This is a genomic window from Kitasatospora sp. DSM 101779 (genome assembly GCF_025655475.1).
In the GTDB taxonomy this organism is placed as follows: domain Bacteria; phylum Actinomycetota; class Actinomycetes; order Streptomycetales; family Streptomycetaceae; genus Kitasatospora.
The window spans coordinates 4,412,803-4,428,780 of record NZ_JAHTIK010000001.1 but is presented as its reverse complement, the minus strand read 5'-3'; the positions used below and the strand labels follow the sequence as shown (position 1 = coordinate 4,428,780).

14 protein-coding genes and 4 tRNA genes are annotated in these 15,978 nt (G+C 75.5%); 10 read left to right on the top strand and 8 right to left on the bottom strand.

Translation table 11 applies throughout. The annotated features are described in order from the left end of the window. Positions 1–20: 20 nt before the first annotated feature. The 6 genes from tadA to KSNIM_RS20150 all read left to right on the top strand — a co-directional run bounded on the left by tadA (position 21) and on the right by KSNIM_RS20150 (position 3,935). Entirely contained in the window at positions 21–536 is a 516-nt protein-coding gene (tadA, locus tag KSNIM_RS20175; protein WP_263104602.1) for a tRNA adenosine(34) deaminase TadA, read from the top strand. A 45-nt stretch (positions 537–581) separates the two neighbouring features. Beyond that, positions 582–668 (top strand) — tRNA-Ser (locus KSNIM_RS20170). Between the two features lie 487 nt (positions 669–1,155). Beyond that, positions 1,156–1,320 (top strand): hypothetical protein, encoded by a 165-nt coding sequence (locus tag KSNIM_RS20165; RefSeq protein ID WP_263104601.1) that lies wholly within the window; start codon positions 1,156–1,158, stop codon positions 1,318–1,320. A gap of 62 nt (positions 1,321–1,382) precedes the next feature. Beyond that, the gene (locus tag KSNIM_RS20160) at positions 1,383–1,676 is read left to right on the top strand and encodes a Dabb family protein (protein WP_263104600.1); all 294 of its coding nucleotides are present in this window, start codon (positions 1,383–1,385) and stop codon (positions 1,674–1,676) included. A 331-nt stretch (positions 1,677–2,007) separates the two neighbouring features. After that, positions 2,008–2,811, top strand: a complete 804-nt coding sequence (locus KSNIM_RS20155) for an RNA polymerase sigma factor SigF (protein WP_263108031.1) — start codon at positions 2,008–2,010, stop codon at positions 2,809–2,811. Positions 2,812–2,972: 161 nt separating this feature from the next. Further along, positions 2,973–3,935: an RNA polymerase sigma factor SigF gene (locus tag KSNIM_RS20150; protein WP_263104599.1), complete on the top strand. Its 963-nt coding sequence runs from the start codon at positions 2,973–2,975 to the stop codon at positions 3,933–3,935. 29 nt (positions 3,936–3,964) lie between these two features. Here KSNIM_RS20150 and KSNIM_RS20145 read toward each other — a convergent pair whose 3' ends face one another. Continuing rightward, positions 3,965–4,852, bottom strand: a complete 888-nt coding sequence (locus KSNIM_RS20145; RefSeq protein WP_263104598.1) for a tyrosine-protein phosphatase — start codon at positions 4,850–4,852, stop codon at positions 3,965–3,967. Positions 4,853–4,956: 104 nt separating this feature from the next. Beyond that, positions 4,957–5,154, bottom strand: coding sequence for a hypothetical protein (locus KSNIM_RS20140; RefSeq protein WP_263104597.1), 198 nt, complete (start codon positions 5,152–5,154; stop codon positions 4,957–4,959). 166 nt (positions 5,155–5,320) lie between these two features. Between KSNIM_RS20140 and KSNIM_RS20135 the strand changes: the two genes are divergently transcribed. Then, complete coding sequence (locus KSNIM_RS20135) at positions 5,321–6,286, top strand: aldo/keto reductase (RefSeq protein ID WP_263104596.1); 966 nt, start codon at positions 5,321–5,323, stop codon at positions 6,284–6,286. Positions 6,287–6,508: 222 nt separating this feature from the next. On the opposite strand, the gene KSNIM_RS20130 is transcribed toward KSNIM_RS20135, so the two are convergent. The 3 genes from KSNIM_RS20130 to KSNIM_RS20120 form a co-directional block, all read right to left on the bottom strand. Further along, complete coding sequence (locus KSNIM_RS20130) at positions 6,509–7,195, bottom strand: C40 family peptidase (protein ID WP_263104595.1); 687 nt, start codon at positions 7,193–7,195, stop codon at positions 6,509–6,511. Continuing rightward, positions 7,192–8,439 carry an SPFH domain-containing protein gene (locus KSNIM_RS20125; protein WP_263104594.1) on the bottom strand — a complete coding sequence of 416 codons (1,248 nt, stop codon included), beginning with the start codon at positions 8,437–8,439 and terminating at the stop codon, positions 7,192–7,194. Before KSNIM_RS20125 ends, KSNIM_RS20130 begins: the two co-directional genes overlap by 4 nt. A 158-nt stretch (positions 8,440–8,597) precedes the next feature. After that, on the bottom strand, positions 8,598–11,234 hold the full coding sequence (locus KSNIM_RS20120; protein WP_263104593.1) for an Ig-like domain-containing protein: 2,637 nt from the start codon (positions 11,232–11,234) through the stop codon (positions 8,598–8,600). A 285-nt stretch (positions 11,235–11,519) separates the two neighbouring features. On the opposite strand from KSNIM_RS20120, the gene KSNIM_RS20115 reads away from it, so the two are divergent. Then, on the top strand, positions 11,520–11,948 hold the full coding sequence (locus tag KSNIM_RS20115) for a globin domain-containing protein (protein ID WP_263104592.1): 429 nt from the start codon (positions 11,520–11,522) through the stop codon (positions 11,946–11,948). Between the two features lie 10 nt (positions 11,949–11,958). After that, a complete protein-coding gene (locus KSNIM_RS20110; protein WP_263104591.1) occupies positions 11,959–13,158 on the top strand; it encodes a globin domain-containing protein in 1,200 nt (399 codons plus the stop codon). A 63-nt stretch (positions 13,159–13,221) separates the two neighbouring features. Here the strand turns inward: KSNIM_RS20110 and KSNIM_RS20105 are convergent. From KSNIM_RS20105 to KSNIM_RS20095, 3 genes are all read right to left on the bottom strand, one after another. After that, positions 13,222–13,297, bottom strand: a tRNA-Arg gene (locus tag KSNIM_RS20105). Positions 13,298–13,333: 36 nt separating this feature from the next. Beyond that, positions 13,334–13,409 (bottom strand) — tRNA-Arg (locus KSNIM_RS20100). Positions 13,410–13,657: 248 nt separating this feature from the next. After that, positions 13,658–13,748 (bottom strand) — tRNA-Ser (locus tag KSNIM_RS20095). A 231-nt stretch (positions 13,749–13,979) separates the two neighbouring features. On the opposite strand from KSNIM_RS20095, the gene KSNIM_RS20090 reads away from it, so the two are divergent. Continuing rightward, positions 13,980–15,978, top strand: a 1,999-nt coding sequence (locus tag KSNIM_RS20090) for a PAS domain-containing sensor histidine kinase (protein ID WP_263104590.1), incomplete at its 3' end; no start/stop codon positions are given.

Sequence of the window (15,978 nt, the reverse complement as noted above, 5' to 3'; positions counted from 1 at the left end):
CGGTGCCCGACACTGGTGCCATGCCGTCCGCACCCGCCCCGCAGATCCAGCCCCTGCCGGCCCCCGTCCGCCCCGACCCGGTGCGCGACCGGTGGAAGGACCTGATGCGCCTCGCCATGGACGAGGCCGCTCTGGCGACCGCCACCGGGGACGTACCGGTCGGGGCGCTCGTGCTCGGGCCCGACGGCGCGGTGATCGGCCGCGGCCACAACGTGCGCGAGGCGGACGGCGACCCCACCGGTCACGCCGAGATCGTGGCGCTCCGGCAGGCGGCCGAGGCCGTCGGCGAGTGGCGGCTGAGCGGCTGCACGCTGGTCGTCACCCTGGAGCCGTGCACCATGTGCGCCGGCGCACTGGTGCTCTCCCGGATCGACCGGGTGGTCTACGGCGCCCTCGACCCCAAGGCCGGCGCGGCCGGCTCGCTCTTCGACGTGATGCGCGACCGGCGGCTCAACCACCGCCCCGAGGTCGTCCCCGGCGTGCTGGCCGAGGAGTGCTCCGCACAGCTGCTGGCCTTCTTCGAGACCCAGCGCTGAATACGGATTTCGTGACCGCCCGACCCGTCCGGTAGAGTCTCTCTCGGTAGCGTGTCCGAGCGGCCAAAGGAGCACGCCTCGAAAGCGTGTGTGGGGGCAACTCCACCGTGGGTTCGAATCCCACCGCTACCGCTTCACGAAGGGCCCGACCGGAATCGGTCGGGCCCTTCGACGTGTCTCCCCGCCCGCCCGGGCGCACCGCGCGGGTGGGCGGGGGCCGCTGGCGGGACGTCAGGGAACGCGGAACGCCACCGGGCCCGGGGCCAGGTGGCGTTCGGAGGTGTCGGAGGGGGCGCGGCCTCGGGGGAGCGGGCCGCGCCCCCGTCGGGTCTCCCACCACCGGCGCCGCATCAGGGGGAAGCTGCGACGCGCGGTCCCACAGCGGGGAGTCCCGGTTCCCTGCACCGGGGATTCCTGCCAGATCCCGCGGCACTCCTCCATCGTGCGGCACCGCCCGCGGGCGGGCACCCGCACAAAGCCCCCACTCGCGGGGACCTTCGTCCCGGGGAGTGAACACCGCTCTCACCGGATGGGCCGTCCGGTGGATAAGCTGCGCAGCAGCAGGAGGGCGCCCGGGGAGAGCGACGGCGGCCCCGCGGCAGGGAGGCAGGCCCGTTCGATGGCTCAGGCGAAGAAGATCGGCATGTATCTCCTGCTCATCTTCGTGATCTACACGATCATCACGTCGCCCACCAGGGCGGCGGAGCTGGTGCAGTCGGGATTCGTGGGCATCTCGGACGCCGCGAAGGCGGTCGGGACGTTCATGACCGGCCTGGTGAACTGAGACCGGCCGGTCAGCGGCTACCGTGGCGGGGTTCGTCCACCCTTCCAGCTAGGAGCGGCATCGTGATCCGGCACCTGGTCCTGTTCAAGCTCAACGACGGCGTCCTGCGGGACGACGAGCGGGCGATCGCCGGCGCGAAGGCGTTCGAGGAGCTCGGCCCGCAGATCCCCGAGCTGCGCGAGTGGGAGTGCGGCTGGAACACCACCGAGCGCGACATCGCCTACGACTACGCGATCAACAGCCTGATCGAGGACCGGGACGCGCTGCAGGCCTACCTGACCCACCCGGCCCACCAGGCCGCCGCGGGTCAGTGGCGGGAGTTCGCCACCTGGGTGATCGCCGACATCGAGGTCTGACCCCACGACAGTCGCATCGCACACGCACCATCGCCCGGCCCTCCGCCCCCGACCCGGGGTGGAGGGGCACAGCACACATCGGCCACCGGCGCAGTGTCAGCCAACACGCCTACGGGCGGTGCTTGCCGCCGATGTGGACGACTTGTGATGCTATGACCGGTTTTGCCGGATCTGGCGAGGTGGTGAGCACGGCCGGGACCGCTGAGGCGGCGGCCGGATCGCAGATGTCGACTCTGGGAGGGGTGACGTGTCCGTGCGGACACAGGACAGCGCGCGGGGCACGGACGGGGAGCAGTCAGCCCCGCCGCCCGCGGAGAACCTCGTCGCGGAGCTGAAGGCTGCCGGGCTGAGGGACCGCCAGAGCGGCACCCGCACGCCCGTGGACGTCCGCACGCTCACCCGGGTCCTCTTCGAGCGGCTCGCCGAACTGCCCCCGGGGGCTCCCGAGCGCGAACGCGTCCGGGCCGCTCTGATCGAGATCAACATCCCGCTGGTCCGCTACGCGGCGACCCGCTTCCGCAGCCGCAGCGAGCCGATGGAGGACATCGTCCAGGTCGGCACGATCGGCCTGATCAACGCCATCGACCGGTTCGACCCGAGCCGCGGCGTGCAGTTCCCGACGTACGCGCTGCCGACCATCCTCGGCGAGATCAAGCGGTACTTCCGGGACAACGTCCGCACCATGCACGTGCCGCGGCGGCTGCAGGAACTGTGGGTGCAGGTCAGCGGGGCGATGGAGGAGCTGACCGTCACCCACGGGCGGGCGCCCAAGGTGCCGGAGATCGCCGCCAGCCTGCGCATCCCCGAGGAGGACGTCCGGGCCTGCCTGGACGCCGGCCGGGCGTACAACGCCGCCTCGCTGGAGGCCGCACAGGAGCACGAGGGCGGGCTCGCCCTGCTGGACCGGCTCGGCTACGAGGACTCCGCGCTCGCCGACGTCGAGCACCGCGACATGGTCCGCCACCTGCTGGTGCAGCTGCCCGAGCGGGAGCGGCGGATCATCATGCTGCGCTTCTTCGCCAATCTGACGCAGTCGCAGATCTCCACCGAGCTGGGGATGTCCCAGATGCACGTCTCCCGGCTGCTGTCGCGCATCCTCACCCGGCTCCGGACCGGCAACTCCTGGGAGGAGTGAGCCGGCCGGATGATCGCGCCGCGTTACCGCCGTGTGACATCTCGCGAGGGCCGGGTTTGCCGGGGCCGGTGGGCCGGTATGGGGGGTGCAGGGAGGGTCCGTCACGGGAACCACGCTGTGCTGGTGCCCGTTGAACAGTCAGTCACGAGGGGGTGGGGCGCATGTCCGGAGAGCCGGTCGGTGCGGTCGTCGAGGAGATCCCTGTGGAGCAGGCTACCGGGGAGCGGACGGCCGGGGTGCGGGCGGTGCTGCGGGCCTTCCCGCAGCAGCAGGTCGGGGAGCAGCAGGTCGGCGCACCGCCGCCCGGGGCCGCGGCCGGGCCCGGGGGCGACGGCGGTGCCGGGCCCGTGGTCGGCGAGCGCCCGTTGGACACCCGGACGCTCTCGCGGTCGCTCTTCCGCCGGCTGGCGGCGCTGGAGCCGGGCGGCGCGGAGCACTCCTACGTCCGCGACACCCTGATCGAGCTCAACCTGCCGCTGGTGCGGTACGCCTCGGCGCGGTTCCGCAGCCGCAACGAGCCGATGGAGGACATCGTCCAGGTCGGCACGATCGGGCTGATCAAGGCCATCGACCGGTTCGACCCGGACCGCGGGGTGGAGTTCCCGACCTTCGCGATGCCGACGGTGGTCGGCGAGATCAAGCGCTTCTTCCGGGACACCAGCTGGTCGGTCCGGGTGCCGCGGCGCCTGCAGGAGCTGCGCCTCGCCCTCACCAAGGCGGGCGACGAGCTCTCGCAGAAGCTCGACCGCTCCCCCACCGTCGCGGAGCTGGCGGCCTGCCTCGGCGTCAGCGAGGAGGACGTCGTCGAGGGCCTGGCGGTCGGCAACGCGTACACCGCCAGCTCGCTCGACTCCGCGCCCGGCGAGGAGGACGGCGAGGGCCCGCTGGCCGACCGTCTCGGCTACGACGACCTGGCGCTGGAGGGCGTGGAGTACCGCGAGTCGCTGAAGCCGCTGCTGGCCAAGCTGCCGCCGCGCGAGCGGCGGATCATCATGCTGCGCTTCTTCGGCAACCTGACGCAGTCGCAGATCGGCGAGGAGATCGGCATCTCCCAGATGCACGTCTCCCGGCTGCTCACCAAGACCCTGGCCCGGCTCCGGGCCGGGTTGACCGCGGAGGTCTGACGGGACGGACGGAGCCGCTGCCGGACGGGTCAGGCGAGCAGGTTGGCGCGCAGCCCGTCCAGCACGGCGCTGTCCAGGCCGAGGCCGTCCCGCCAGAAGTCCTGGAAGGTCGGCCAGCCGGCGGCCACCTCCTCGAACGCGGCGTCGAGGTAGCCTCGGTCCGCGCGGAAGATCGGCAGCAGCAGAGCGGGCTCCTTCATCAGGCCGCGGGTGCCGAAGCTGTCCACCACGTGCTCGACGATGGCGGCGGAGCGCTCGTTGGTGAGCAGGTAGTCCGCGTAGACGGTGTCGCGGTCGACGTCGAGGGCGGTCAGCACCAGGGCGGCCGTCCAGCCGGTGCGGTCCTTGCCCGCCGAGCAGTGGAAGAGCAGCGGGGTGCCCTCGGGCTCGGCGAGCAGCCGGATCACCGTGGCGAAGCGCTCGCGGGCGACGGCGTCGGTGACGAACCAGCGGTAGAGGCCGATCATCATGTCCTCGGCCCGGCCGTCGCCCAGCAGGGCGCGCTGCTTGTCGGCGTCGCGGTCGGCGAGCGCGTTGCGCAGCGCGACGTAGATGTCGAAGTCGCGGGCGAAGACCGGCAGGTGGTGCAGGGTGATGCCGTCGGCGGTGGTGCGCTCGACGGTGACCGGGGTGGCGGAGAGCTCCGCGGCTGCGATCTCCGCGGTGGGCAGGCCGGGCACGATGTCCGGGCCGGCCTCGCGGACCTCGTCGAGGCTGCGCAGGTCGACGATCTGGCGCAGCCCGTGGGCGGCGAGCAGGGCGAGGTCGTCCTCGCCGAGGCGGTTGAGCGCGTCCGCGCGCAGGGCGGTGCCCGGCTTGAGCACCCGGCCGTCGGCCGTGCGGTAGCCACCCAGGTCGCGGGCGTTCACCGCGCCCCTGAGCCCCAGGCTGCGCGCGGTCTCGGTGGGCTGGGTCACGGGAGGCCTCCTGGTGCGCGGGGGACGGCGGGCGCGGGCCCGATCAGTCTAGGGACCGCGCCGCACCCCGGGGCCCGCGCTCCGGGCCGCCTGCTCGGCTCCGTCTACTTGACGGCGAGCCATACCACGCCGCCGATGACGAGAAGGGCGATCACCGCCACGACGGCGATCATGCCGCCCCGGCCGGAGGAGCTGCTGCCGTAGGTGTTGACGGAGCCGGGGGCCTGCGGCGCCGGGGTCTCGTCGACGAACGCCCGGAACATCTGGGTGTTGCCGGCGGGGTCGTAGTCGTTGTCAGCCATGGCGAGGACTCTAGCCAACCCGGCTGCCCGCGGAACACCCCGGACCCCTCGGTGGGGTGATCTCCACAGCCTCCCCCCACCCGCACGTGCAACACCCGTGCGACAGGACCGTGAACACCGGCCCGCCTCCGGAATGGCCCACCCGCGGATCGGGTTGACTCGCGGCATGACCGACTACCGCAACGACGCCCGCCGGGTGACCCTCGGCACCTCCGACCTGGCCGTCTCGCCGCTCTGCCTCGGCGGCAACGTCTTCGGCTGGACGGCGGACGAGGCCCAGTCCTTCGCCGTCCTCGACGCCTACGCGGCGGCCGGCGGCAACTTCGTCGACACCGCCGACATGTACTCGTCCTGGGTGCCCGGCAACACCGGCGGCGAGTCCGAGACCGTGATCGGCAACTGGCTGCGCAGCCGCGGCAATCGCGACGCGGTCGTGATTGCCACCAAGGTCGGCATGCACCCGGACGCGCCCGGCCTGAAGGCGGCGAACATCAAGCGGGTCGCCGAGGAGTCGCTCGTCCGGCTGGGCATCGAGCGGATCGACCTCTTCTACACCCACCGGGACGACCCGACGACGCCGGTGGAGGAGATCGTCACGGCCCTCGACGAGCTGGTGCGGGAGGGCAAGGTCCGCGAGATCGCCGCCTCCAACATCGGCGCCGACCGGCTCGCCGAGTCGCTCGCCTTCTCCGACCGTGAGGGCCTGGCCCGGTACGTGGCGGTGCAGCCGCACTACAACCTGGTCTCCCGCGGCACCTACGAGGGCGACCTCGCCGACGTGGTGGCGGCGCACGGGCTGTCCGCCGTGCCGTACTACGCGCTGGCCTCGGGCTTCCTGACCGGCAAGTACCGCCCGGGCGGCGGCGAGGTGCCGAGCGCCCGAGCCCTGGGGGCGGCCCGGTACCTGGCGGAGCCGCGGGGGCCGCTGGTGCTGGAGGCGCTGGACAAGGTGGCCGCCGTCCGCGGGGTGGAGCCCGCCACGGTGGCCCTGGCCTGGCTCGCGGCCCGGCCGACGGTGGCCTCGCCGATCGCCTCCGCACGCAGTGTCGAGCAGCTGCCGCCGCTGCTGGCCGCGATCGACCTGCGACTGGCGGAGGAGGAGATCGCCCTGCTGGACGCGGCCTCGGCCTGAGCGCACGGCCCTGTGGACAAAGGGGTGCCCCCGGCCCGGGGCGTGCTCCGTCCACAGGCTGTGGACGGACGGCGTCAGGGGCGGCCGAAGTGGGTCGGGTAGTGGTCGGCGCGGAGGGCCGCGATCCGCACCGTGCGGCCCGGGCGCGGTGCCTCGACGTAGCGGCCGTCACCCAGGTGGAGCGCCAGGTGGCCGATGCCGGCCGCCCGGCCGGTGGCGGACCTAGAACAGCAGGTCGCCGCGGCGCAGCCGGTCCGGGGCGAGGGGCGTGCTGGCCGCGTACTGGTCGGCGGCGACCCGCGGCAGGTCGACGCCCGCGCGGCGGAGCGCCTGCTGGACGAGGCCGGAGCAGTCGTAGCCGCCCGGGCCCTCGCCGCCCCAGCGGTAGGGCCGGCCGAGCTGGCCCAGGGCGAAGTCGACGGCGGCCTCCGCGCCGTTCGGCGGGGCCGGGGCGGAGGCCTGCCGGGTTCCGGTGCGGGCGAGGTGGACCGCCCGGCGGCTCGTCCAGCGCCGTTCGCCGGCCGCGGTGCGGAACCAGTGGCGGGAGCCGTCCCGGCCCTGCCGGGGTCCGGGCTGCTCCGCGGCGGCGACGGCGGGCCCGGGGGCGGCCGTCCGTTCGGTGTAGACGCCGCGGTGGACGGTCCACCGCCACTCCCCCGCCGCGTTGCGGTACCAGTAGCGGCTGCCGTCCCAGCCCGGGCCGTCCGGGAGCGGCAGGGCCCGGGCGGTCATGGCGGAGGTGGCGAGACCGGCCAGAACGGCGGCCGAGAGGACGGCCCCGCGCAGGGCCGGGTACGCCCGGGCCCGGCGGGTCCCGTCCGGTCGGGCGGGGCGGTCGGCGGTGCAGCCCCGGCAGGAGCAGCCGGCGGGGTCGGCCTCGGTGAGGGCGATCAGCTCGCCGCCGGTCACGCCGGCCGGCCCTCCTTGCGTCCGGCGGCCTCCTTGCGGGTGGGCCGGACGGCCGGTGCGGGCACCGGGGCGCTGACCCCGGCCGGGGCGACGAAGGCCACCAGCAGTTGCTCCATCAGCGCGCTGCGGGCGGCCTCGTCGAGCTGGTGGGCGGTGGCGCGTTCGAGGCGGCGGACGGCGAGCGCGGCCGCCTCGACGGCGTCGTCGACCAGCACGGTACGCAGCCCCGCGTCCAGGTCGGCGAGGCGGCGACGGCGCATCGACTCGGCGACCTCGGGCGCGTAGTCCAGGGTGATCGGCTGGACCGAGTACACCTCCAGGCCGGCCGGGTGGGCCTCGGCGGCGAGGGCGCGGCTGAGCTCGTCGGCGAACCACTGGCCGTCCCGGAGCGCCGGGCCGGGGCCGGCGTTGGAGTCGCAGGGCAGCCGGCTGGCGGTGCGGCTGAGCACGGCGTGGATCTGCTCGCGCAGGTACGCCTCGTGCGCGGCCACGGACAGCATCGCCCGGGCGGTGTCCCGGACCCGCCAGACCACCAGCAGCCGGACGACGATCGGGGTGCCGGTGCGGTCGGTGACCGTCACCGGGTCGCTGCGCCAGTGGCGCAGTCGCACGTCGACGCGGCGTCGGCGGACCAGCGGGTTGACCCACAGCAGGCCGGCCCGGCGGACGGTGCCGCGGTAGCGTCCCCAGCGGGTGAGCACCCTGGCCTCGCCGCCGGGGTTGGAGAGCAGCCCGGCCAGCACGGCCACCAGCAGCAGGCCGACGGCGGCGACGGCGGCGATCTCCGCGCCCGTCAGCCCGGCGGGGCCGCCGCGGTGTACGGCCTCGGTCCGGATGTCCGGCAGTGCCTCGAACTCGGGCACCACACCGGCCCGGACGAGGATCACGAGCAGTCCGGCGGTGGCCAGCAGCAGGACGAGCAGCGCCAGCCAGCCGGGCAGCGCGAAGGCGTGCCGCTCGCGCAGTGCCTGGTCGACGCGGGGCGGTCGGCGGGTCGTGGGGGTCTCGGTGTCCGGGTCGGCGCGGACGGGTGTCAGCTGTCGGGTGGGCGGGTCCTCCGGTGCTGCGGTGCGGGCGGCCATGGCGGGGTTCGGGGCGGTCAGGCCGCCGCTGTCGGCGCGGACGGGCTGGGCCTTGCCGGTGGCGGCGGTGGTTCCGGCCGTTCCGGGGCCGCCCGCCGGGGGGACGGGCGGCCCGGCGGGACGGGGGGCGGGTCGTGGCGACGGGTCGCGGGTGACGTCCATGCACGGTCCTCCGGTTGGGTACGGCAAGGCGGGGCGGCCGGACGGGAAACGGGCGGCCTGCACCGGGTTTCAGGCTAGGTCGACAAGTCATCAAATGCGACATTTCGGGCACGGCGGGCGTGTCGACTCCTCACCGGCGCAATGAAACTGACGAATGGTCAGCTCTTTCGGCGACTGCCCGGTCCACGGGCGAACACCCGGCGCAGCAGTAGCCCGGCGGCCGCCAGGCACGCCGTTCCGGCCAGGCCGGCGAGCAGGCTGCCGTGGGCCGAGGCGAGGGCCCGGCCGTCGGCGAGCACCGAGCGCACGACCGACGGGTGCCCGGTCTGCGGCGGCACCGCGCGCACTCGGCCGGACGGCTCCGGACCGCCCTCGGCGGCGGGCACCCCCGGGTCCGCCGCCGGCGGGTCACCGGCACCGGGCTCGGCAGCAGACGGCGAGGGGACGGCAGGCGGAGAGACGGGCGCATCCGCGGCAGCGGGCGGCGAGGCGGCGGACGGGCTGCCCGGCTGCGGGGACACCGCGTCGACGGGCGGCGGGACCGTCCCGGTGGACGGCGCCGGCGCGGGCTCCGCCGCGATCCGCACCGTCACCGGCTCGCTCGCGGTGCTGTTCCCGGCGCGGTCGGCGGCGGTGGCGACCAGCACCCGTTCGCCGGCCGGCGCGGCGCGGTCGGCGGTGCAGGACCAGGCCCCGTCGGCAGCGGCGAGGCCGCTGCACAGGGCGGTCCGCTCCCCGCCGCCCGCCTTCGGCCCGGCGGTGACGGTGACGGTGGCCGCGGCCTCCGCCCGTCCGGCGAACCGGGGGCGGGCGTCGACGGTGGCGCCGGCCTTCGGCGTCTCCAGGACGGGGCGGCCGGGTGCGACGGTGTCCACGGTCAGTGCGGTCTCGGTGCCGCGGGCGGTGTTCCCGGCCGCGTCCACCGCGGTGGCGGTCAGCCGGTGGACACCGTCGTCGAGGCTCTCCACCGGCAGGCACGACCAGGCGCCGTCCTGCCCGACGCCGGTGCTGCAGAGCTCGCCGGCAGCCCGCGGTGTCCTGCCGGTCTCGGTCACCGAGACGGTGCTGCCCGGCTCGCCGGTGCCGGCGACGAGCAGGCCGGGGTCGTTGGTGTATTCGGGCAGCGTGAACGCGGGGGCCTTCGGCGGGGCGGTCTTGACGGTCAGTCGGACGGACTCGCTGCGGAGCGCGGCGCCGGTGCGCGTGGTCGCCACCGCGGCCAGGGCGTGCTCGCCGTCGGCCAGCGCCTGACCGGGCCGGCAGTTCCAGCCGCCGTCCTGGGCGGCCGCGGCCGTGCAGAGGGTGCGGTCGCCGTCGGTGACGGCCACGCTCGAAGCGGCGGGCGCGGTCCCGGCGACCTGCGGGCGGAGCTCGGCGGTGACGGCGCCGTCGACCGGCGCGGAGATCTCCGGGCGGGCCGAGCCGGTGGCGAGCCGGATGCGCTGGTCGACGACCTGTCCTGAGTCGGCGAAGCCGCCCGGGGTGACGAGTTGTGAGGCGTCCCGGGCGATCCGCAGCCGGGCCCAGGTCTCGCCGGCGACCACCTTGCCGGTGATCGCCCACTCCAGGCGGGCGGTGGTGGCACCCTGCGGGACCTCGGCCTGCACCCGTTCCATCGGGTCGAACCGGCCGTTGCGGTCGAAGTCGACCCAGCCGGCCAGCACGGCCGGGCCGGCACCCGGCGCGACGGGCACGTCGACCCGGTAGTAGTCGCCGGTCGCGGCCTCGACCGGGAAGGCGAGCGTCGGGTCGGCGCCCGGGTACTCTCCGCGGCCCGGGCCGGTGCGCGGTGGGACGGGGCTGGCCCAGAGGCTGCGCGGCGCGGCGGGGACGAGTTCCACCAGGGGGCGGGTGGGCGCCGGCGGCGGCTCCGCCTCCCCCGGTGCGCCGTCCCCCGACACCGCGGCTCCCGATGCCGTGGAGGCCGGTCCCGTGCCGTCCGGCCCGGGCACCAGCGGTCTGGCGGCGGTCGCCGGGACGGGCCGCTCGCGGTGCCGGTCGTCGGTGGCGTCCCGGCCGAGGTGGAGGTCGGAGAGCAGGTGCGACGCGTTGCCGTAGCCCTGGGGCGCGGTGCCGAGCGACTCGTCGAGGGTGACGGTCCAGGAGGTGTGCAGCGCGGGCGGCGGGGTGGTGGAGCCGTCCCGGGCGGTGGTCCGCTGTTCCAGGCGGAGGGTGGCGGTGCCGACGGTGCCGGTCAGTTCGAGGGTGCCGGCGCCCTCGGCCGCGGTGTCGGCCTGCGCGTCGGCGGGCGGGGCGAGTTCGCTGCCCGCCGCCGTCCAGCCCGTCCAGGGGGTGCGTCCGGCCAGGGTCGGGGTGGTGGGGGTGCCGCCGGTGGCGGTGAGCCGGACGGCGGTCGCGGTGGTGCCGGTGGTCGCGGTGGCGCGTGCGGTGAGGCCGCCGATGTGCAGCCGGGGGTTGCGCATCGGCCGGGAGAAGGCGATCCGCAGGGTGCCGATGGTGCGCCAGGAGCCGTCCGCGGTTGCGCGGTCGGCGCCGATGTCGAAGGTCTCGGCGGGATCACCCGGGTGCATCCCGTCCGTGTACACCGCGCTGCTCCCGGCGACGCCGGCGAGGGTCCCGGGGGCGGCGGTGGCGGTGATTCCGGGGAGGGGGGAGAAGTCCAGCCGGACGGTGAGGCCGGAGGGCAGCGCCGCCGTGCGGTCCTGGTTCCAGGCGGCGGGACTCTGCTGGGCCGGGGCCGGGGCGGCGAGCGCGGCGGGCAGCAGCAGTCCGGCGGCCGCCGCGGCCGCCAGGGCCCGGCGGGCGGGGGACGTCGGGCGGAACCGTCGGTTCATCCGGCGCTCCTTCGCTGCCGTGGCCGGGCCGCAGCCGGAGATGACGCGGCCATAACATCCGACAAGAGCGAAGCACGGCCGACGGCCCGTCACGTACCGACACCCGTGGGCGCGTCCCGAGGTGCACCCGATTGGTCGCCGCCCCGGCACGCCCTCCGTCGGCGCCTTCCGCGGAGGCGGTTCTGCGCCGTTCCGGCCGGATCGCGATCCGGCTTCGCCGGGCGCCCGGACCACGTCCCGAGGCGCCCTGTTCGAGATGACGGACCGTCAGTAGAGTCGGCGCACGTGAGCATCGACCCCATACTCGTGAAGAGCAGTTTCGCCGCCGTCGAGCCCCACGGAACCGAGGTGACGGCCTGGTTCTACCGGCATCTGTTCGAGCACCACCCGGCCGTCCGGGCGCTGTTCGCCGAGCACCTCGACGACCAGCAGGACCGGCTGTTCGCCGCCCTCGGCGCGCTGGTCGAGCACCTGGAGGACACCGACACCCTGGTCGGCCTCCTCACCGACCTCGGCCACCGGCACGCCGGCTACGGCGCCCTGCCGGAGCACTTCCCGGCGGTGGGCGTCAGCCTGCTCGCCACCCTGCGGCACTTCGCCGGCGACGCCTGGTCGCCGCAGGCGGAGGCGGCCTGGGCGGCGGTCTACGGCGTGGTCGCGGACACCATGGGCCGGGCGCTGGTGGCCGCCGGCCCGACCGGGGCGGACGGGTGAGGACGCACCGGTGGCCCTCGACCCGGCGGTCCTCCGGGCCGGCCTCGCGGTGGTCGAACGCCGCGCCGACCAGCTGACCGCCTACTTCTACGCCCACCTGTTCGCCAACAACCCGGGCGTCCGCGCGCTCTTCCCCGAGCGGATGGACGAGCAGCGCGACCGGCTGCTCGCCGCGATCACCCACCTGGTGCAGCGCCTCGACGAGCCCGAGCGGCTCGCCGGCTACCTCGCCGCCCTCGGCCGCGACCACCGCAAGTTCGGCGCCCGGCCCGAGCACTACCCGGCCGTGGGGGCGAGCCTGCTCGCCGCACTGCGGCGGTTCGCCGGCAACGCCTGGAGCGAGGACCAGGAGAAGGCCTGGACCGAGGCGTGGACGGTGATCTCCCGGGCGATGACCGACGCCGCCGCGGCCGTCCCCGCCGGCACCCCGGCCTGCTGGCAGGCCGAGGTGGTGCTGCGCCGGCCGGCCGCCCCGGACGTGACGGTCCTCACCCTGGCGCCCGACCGCCCCTACCCGTTCATCCCCGGCCAGTACCTCACCCTCTGTTCGCCACGGGTGCCGCAGGTCTGGCGCCCCTACTCGATCGGCTGCGCGCCGCGGCCCGACGGCACCCTCGACGTGCACGTCCGCCGGGTGCCGGACGGCCTGCTCTCCCCCGTCCTGGTCGACGCGGTACGGCCGGGCGAGCGGCTGCGGCTCGGCCCGCCGCTCGGCGCCGCGGTGCTCGACCCGGCGTCCCGGCGACCGCTGCTGGCCGTGGCCGGCGGCACCGGCTGGGCCCAGGTCAAGGCGGTGGTCGAGGCGCTCGCCCGGGAGGGCACCCGGCCGGCCACCGTCCTGCTCGGCGCCCGGAGCGACGCGGACCAGTACGACCTCCACGCGGTGCGCGCCCTGGTCGAGCGGTACGCCCGGCTGGAGGTGGTGCTCGCCGCCCCCGCGGACGGCGCCGGGCGGGCCGAGGCGGTGGCGCTGCTGCACGCCGGCCTCGCCCGGCTCGGCGACTGCGCCGGCCGGGACGTGCTGCTGAGCGGCCCGCCCGACCTGGCGCCGGCGGTGGCCGCTCGGCTGGCCGCCCTGGGCGCGGACCCGTCGCTCGTCCGCCACGACCCGGTGCCGCGCACCCTGGACCGCAGCCGTCCGACGAGTGCGGCGGAGCGCTTCCTGCAGCCGCGGGACGTCGCCTGGATCAACCGCACCGAACTGGCCTGAGCCACCCGGCCCGGGCGGTCACGGCAACGACGAAGGCCCCGGACGGTGTCCGGGGCCTTCGGGTGGTGCGCTCAGCAGGATTCGAACCTGCAACCTCTTGATCCGTAGTCAAGTGCTCTATCCGTTGAGCTATGAGCGCCTGGGCGATCCCCGGGGGGACCGCTGCGGCGGATTGTGGTGCGCTCAGCAGGATTCGAACCTGCAACCTCTTGATCCGTAGTCAAGTGCTCTATCCGTTGAGCTATGAGCGCTCGCCCTGGCGGCTGGCCTCCGGGGCGGTGCGGGGACAACATTACATGACCGTCGACCGGGGGTGAAATCGATTGATCCCGGGCGCTCTCGGCGCCTCCCCGGGGCCCTCCGGAACCGGCCCCGGGCGAGTTCCGGGCCGGGCCCCCGGGCACATCCCGACCGGGACCGGGCAGGCCCGGACAATGCAGAGAGCCCCGGACAATGCAGAGAGCCCCGTCGGCTGTTGCCGACGGGGCTCTCCACGAGGCGGAGGCTGAGGGATTTGAACCCTCGATGGGCTTTAAGGCCCAAACCGCATTAGCAGTGCGGCGCCATAGACCGGACTAGGCGAAGCCTCCTCCACCCGGACCGCGCCCGAGACCCCGGACGCACTCCGTGCGCAAGTGATGATGCCACAGCCCACGGGCCCGACACCAACCACCGACAACGTTACTAGGCGGGTCGTCCACAGCGCAAAGAACAATGAGATACTGCCGGGGCCCGAGGAGAGCGCGAGCCGCGAGCGCCCGCCGTGACACCAGCCGGCGAGCCCCGCCGACGTGGCCCAAGCCGTGAGGAGACCTGTCGACGTGAGCAGCAGGCCGACCCGAGGCGCTGCTCGCCTCGCCGCGATACTCGATGCACTGCCCGATGCGCTGCTGCTGGTCAACAGCAACGGCACGGTGGTGGACGCGAACAAGGCCGCCGTGGAGGCCTTGCAGGCCCCCGGCACCTCCCTGGTCGGGCGCGGTGTGCTCGACCTGCTCCCCGAGTTCGACCCCAGCCGGATCCCCGGTTCGATGCGCCCGGCCACGACCGAGGCGGAGGGCCTGGACAAGCCGGTCCGGATGACCGCCCGGCGCACCGACGGCGGGACCTTCCCGGTCGAGGTCTCCGGCAACGACTTCACCGACGACGGCGCCGCCGCCGAGGGCCGCGGCTACGTCCCGTACGACCCGTACCGCGAGGGCTCGGGCCAGGACCTGCTGCTGCTGCTCGTCCGCGACCTGTCCAGCCGGCTCGGCGTCGAGGCGGAGCTGCGGCGGCAGCACAAGCAGACCGAGATGATCCTGAGGGCGGCCGCCGAGGGCGTGCTCGGCGTCGACCTCGACGGCCGGGTGGTGCTGGTCAACCCGGCGGCGGCGCACATACTCGACTACCGGGCCAGCGAGCTGGGCGGCCGCGAGCTGCACCCGCTGGTCCAGCACTCCCAGGCGGACGGCACCCCGCTCGCCCCGGAGGGCTCCGCCCTGATGGACACCCTGGTGTCCGGACGCAAGCACCGGGTGCGCGGCGCCGTGCTGTGGCGCAAGGACGGCAGCCCGGTCACCGTCGACCTCACCACCGCCCCCGTCCGGGACGGCGAACAGCTGGTCGGCGCGGTGATGACGTTCACCGACCGGACGAAGGAGCTCGCGCTCGTCGCCCGCAACGAGCACCTCACCGCCGTCCTGGAGACGGAGCTCGGCGATGCGCTCACCGCACTGCACCGCCGGATCGACGCGCTCGCCGCGGATCCGGCCGGGCAGCTGTGGCCGGAGGCCAACTGGACGCTGCGCCGGCTCGCCGACGAGTGCCGCCGGTTCGGCACCCTGATCGAGGGCGTGCTCGCCCACCAGGCCTTCGAGGCCGACGCGGAGAGCGGGCGCCGGCAGCTCAAGCGCAAGCCGGTCGGGCTCGACGCGGTCGTCCAGCGCGCGGTGGAGCACGCCGGCGAGCTGGTCGGCCCAGGACGGGTGCGCTACTCGGTGCACGCGGCCGCCGTCGACGTGACCGCCGACCGGGAGCGGCTCGCCCGCGCGCTGGCCCACCTGGTGGCCGACGTCAGCGGCATCACGCCGTCGCTGGACGCACCCGGGACGGGCGCGTCGCCCACCCTCGGCGTGCCCGCCCTGCCGCCGGTCGGCGGCGAGGCCCCGATGGTGGTGGTCGCCGCCGCGCAGCGCGGCGAGGTCGCCCGGATCGAGGTCCGCGGTCCGGCCCGGCAGTCCAGCCCCGTCCACCTGCCGATCGCCCGCGGCACGGTCGAGCGGCACGGCGGCGTGCTGCAGCGGCACGAGCTGCCCGGCGGCGCGGGCACGACCTACGTGGTCGAGCTGCCGCTCGACCCGGCGGCGGCGCGCGCGGCGGGCCGGCCGAGCGTGCCCGCGGAGACCGACACCGCGATGCTGCCGGACCTCCCCGAGGTCCGGTCGGCCGAGCCGCGGGAGAACGGCCCGGCCGGGCGCACCGGGCAGGAGCCCGCCGACCACGACCGCAGCGGGCCGATCCCGCTCGGGCCGATGGCGGTCGCCCCGGTCGAGCAGTCGCCGGGGCACCCCTCCCGGTCCGCCGAGGGTGACACCCCGCCGGCCGGAGTGCCGGTGGACGCCGCTGCCCGCCCGGCGGCTGACGGGCCGTCGGAGGCCGCGACCGCCGAGGAGTCCAGGCCGGCCCGGCGCCGGCGCCGGGCCGCGGCCGACGAGACCCCGGCCGGTGCCATCGCCCTGCCCGGCGTGCCCGAGCCCGGCATGCCGGTCTACCCGGGTCTGGAGAACGCCCTGCCGGCCGGTCCGCCGGTCGCGGCCGCGCCGCCCGTGCAGCCGCTGC